Annotated in this window: 3 protein-coding genes; 2 read left to right on the forward strand and 1 reads right to left on the reverse strand. The window is 63.3% G+C overall.

Going from position 1 to position 3493, the window contains the following annotated elements; all coding sequences use genetic code 11:
* Positions 1–108 precede the first annotated feature (108 nt).
* Entirely contained in the window at positions 109–984 is an 876-nt protein-coding gene (locus tag EP26_RS30115; RefSeq protein WP_052389880.1) for a Bug family tripartite tricarboxylate transporter substrate binding protein, read from the reverse strand.
* Between the two features lie 518 nt (positions 985–1502).
* Here EP26_RS30115 and EP26_RS30120 point away from each other — a divergent pair.
* On the forward strand, positions 1503–2489 hold the full coding sequence (locus tag EP26_RS30120; protein ID WP_052389881.1) for a thioredoxin family protein: 987 nt from the start codon (positions 1503–1505) through the stop codon (positions 2487–2489).
* Between the two features lie 53 nt (positions 2490–2542).
* The gene (locus EP26_RS30125; RefSeq protein ID WP_157033955.1) at positions 2543–3037 is read left to right on the forward strand and encodes a cytochrome P460 family protein; all 495 of its coding nucleotides are present in this window, start codon (positions 2543–2545) and stop codon (positions 3035–3037) included.
* Positions 3038–3493: the final 456 nt, after the last annotated feature.

The following is a 3493-nucleotide window of genomic DNA, read 5'->3' on the forward strand; positions in this document are numbered from 1 at the left end:
TCACCCCCTACGAAGCCATCTGCAAAGCCTAGACGGAGGAGCCCTCCAGGTTCATCCATGACCCGCACCACCAAATCCCGGGACCAAACATCTAGGTTAAGCTCCACCCTAATCGACGCGGATCCCAAGCTGGCGGATCACACCGCCAAACTTCTTCCTGAGTTCCTGCAGCAAGGCCCGGAAGTCGTCCGGTCCGCGGGCTTCGACTTCGATGCCGATGGCCTCGAAGTGCTTGCGCAGCGCCGGCGTGGCCAAGCCCTGCTGCACCTCGGTGACGAGCCGGTCGATGATTGGTTGCGGCGTACCAGCTGGCACCATCAGGCCGTTCCAGCCCCCGATGTCGTAGTCCGTCGGGCCGCCAGCGGAAGCGATCGGTGGAATGTCGGGCACGAAGCGTGATGGCTGTGCCGTGGTTAAACCTAGTGCCCGAAGCTGTCCCTCCTGCACAAGCTTCAACGCGGCCGCTAGTGTATCAATCCCGTAGTCCACTTGGCCGCCTAACAGAGCCGCCAAAGCCGGGCCACTACCTAGGAAGGGGATATGCAGCGCATCAATCCCAGCCATGGCATTGAAGACTGCACCCAGCAGATGCTGGGAGCCGCCAACACCGGAGGAATTGTAAGTGTACTTGCCAGGATTGGCACGCAGCAGCGCGATGAATGAGCGTAAATCGGTTACGGGCAGATCACGCCGCACCAGCAGCATATATGGCGCAATGCCGTAGCTTGCCACCGGCGCGAACTCGCGCTCGACATCATAGAGGGTACGACTTACCAACGGCTGAAAGCTGATCGGCCCGATGGAGGCTGCGAGCAGCGTATAGCCATCCGGTGCTGCCTTGGCCACAGCGTTGGTGCCAATCTGGCCGCCGGCGCCAGGCCGGTTTTCTGGCACGACCGTCTGACCGAGGCGCTCGGTCAGCAGCTGGGCGATGAGACGACCCTGCACATCGGTCGATTGGCCTGGGGGCCAGGGAATGACCATGCGTAGCGCCCGCGAAGGCCAAGCTCCTGACGGCTGTGCAAGCCCGGGACGTGACACGAAAGGCAGCGCCAAGGGTGCGCTCAGGATGCCTCGACGTCTCATAGACTGTTTCCTCTCCGGCGCACTAGCTGTTGTGGGAACCCAGCTTGGCGCAGCTGTAGTCAATCTAAGACAGTGGTCCAGGGCAGGACAGCAAAGGAAGTGAGCTGATTGATTAAGGCGGGCTTGACGCCACTAAAACCTCACGGAATGTGACATGGTGAATGACCCGCTGGAGCGACGCTTGGCCGTGGCGCCGACCATCGGGGTGCCGGCCATTACCCTGGAAGGCGATGGCAATGACGCGCCGCATCCCGATCTAGCTTCCTATGCCGGGCGGCTCACCGGCTGGTACGCCACCGGCTCATTCGAGGCAGGATCGGCCATAACCTGCCGCAGCAGGCGCCACACCAATTCGCTCAGGCGGTCATTGACGCGGGTGCCGCCTGAGCGGCGCCCGGACAAGCAAGGAGGATCTTATGGACCGTCGCTCATTCCTGCCGGGGCTGCTATCCGCCGGCGCCATGCTGGCAGGCTTGCCGCTAACGACCCGCAGCGCCGCGCAATCGGCTTTTAGGGTGCCGGCGCCGGAATTCGCCGGCATCGACGCTTGGCTGAATTCTCCTGCGCCGCTGACCATCGCCGGACTGCGCGGCAAGGTGGTGCTGGTCGACTTCTGGACCTATTCCTGCATCAACTGTCGCCGCACGGTCCCCTATCTCAACCGCTGGCAGGCGGAGTACGGCCCGCATGGGCTGCAGGTCATCGGCATCCACACGCCGGAATTCGGCTTCGAGCGCGTCCGCCACAATGTGGAGGATGCGGTCCGCGAGTTTGGCATCCGCTACCCCGTTGGCCAGGACAACCGCTTCCAGACCTGGCGAGCCTGGAGCAACCGAGCCTGGCCAGCCTTCTACCTGTTGGATCAGGACGGCCGGATCGTCCTGCTCCGGGAGGGCGAGGGCTACGCGCGCGAGATGGAGGGCGCGATCCGGGCACTGCTCGGCCTGTCCGCCTCCGGGCCCGTCGGCAGGCCGGGCGACGACCCGGATCTGTCGCGGATCCGCTCGCCCGAGATCTATTTCGGCGCGCAGCACCCGACGCCACAGGATCGCGCTCAGTCGCCCCGGTCGGGCGAGGCGGCCTATGCCTTCACGGGCGAAGGCCCGCGGCTGAACCAGTACCAGCTTGAGGGCAAGTGGAACCGGGAGGAGGAAGCGCTGGTGCTCCGCTCGGCGCGCGGCGGCCTGCGTCTGCGCTTCTCCGCGGCGAAGCTGCATCTGGTGGCCGCCGCACCGCAGGGCGGGAAGCTGCGGGTCTCGGTCGACGGTGACGCGGCGCAGGAGATTGAGGTGAATCGGCCAACGCTTTACACGCTGCTCGATGGGACAGCCTATGGCGAGCATCAACTGCTCGTCGAGGCGGAGATGCCGGGGTTGTCGCTTTTCAGCGCGACTTTTGGTTAGGGTAGGGTGAGGGCGATCGAATGCGGTGGCCATCGTCTCAAGCGCACATCGCCATGGCTGTGACCTGCGTACTGGCACCAGCCCCGGCCGTGGCGGGGAGCACCGACGACGACAGGTCGGCGGTCTTCGGCGTAAAGCTCCCTGCCGGGTACCGCGATTGGCAGCTGATCAGCGTGACCCACGAGGCTGGCGGCCTCAACGGCATCCGAGCCATTCTTGGAAACGATGTTGCGGTAAGAGCCTTTCGGGACGGTACGCGTCCTTTCCCGGACAGTGCGATCATCATTAGGCTGGCGTGGCAATACGTGGCATCGGCCGAGAACAATGCGGTCTTCGGCCAAGCCCAATCCTTCGTGCCTGGGGCTGCGACGAACGTCCAGATTAGCGTCAAGGATTCGCGGAGATACGCTGGCACCGGCGGTTGGGGGTATGGCCAGTTCGAAGACGGCAAACTGAGCCGCAGCGAGGCTCTGCTCGGCACATGTGCCTCATGCCATGACCGTGCGGCGAAGGCGGACGACTTCGTCTTCACCCGTTACGCGCCATAATGGCTCTGGCATGTCACGGATGACGGCGCATGGCCCGCAAGAACGGCATCACTCAAGAGAGCTTTCTTAAAGCGGACCCTCAGCATTGCGCATGTCGTGGTTCCATATCCACCCTTATGCGGCATCAGCTGGATTGAGATCCCGACTGCCAAACCTACCTCCCACCACCCGGCGGAATGCGACTGGGCAGACGCATAGCCGAGGTGCGGCATGATTATCCGGGGGTGATGGACAACGATGCGGCCAGTAACCGGTCTTGGATGACACCAACCAGTAACAGTCGACCAACTTCACGCTCTACGCCAGCTGCGTGCTGCATCCGCCTGTACCGGGTTCATGGATGGAAGTTTGGCAGTGCGATGCAGTAATACCAAATCCCACTGATCAGAACCGATACGCCCAATCGCGCAGTCCGATGGACATGATAGTCCAGGGCTGCTCGACGAGGCGGTTCCA

The organism is Belnapia moabensis DSM 16746, assembly GCF_000745835.1.
Classification (GTDB): Bacteria; Pseudomonadota; Alphaproteobacteria; order Acetobacterales; family Acetobacteraceae; genus Belnapia; species Belnapia moabensis.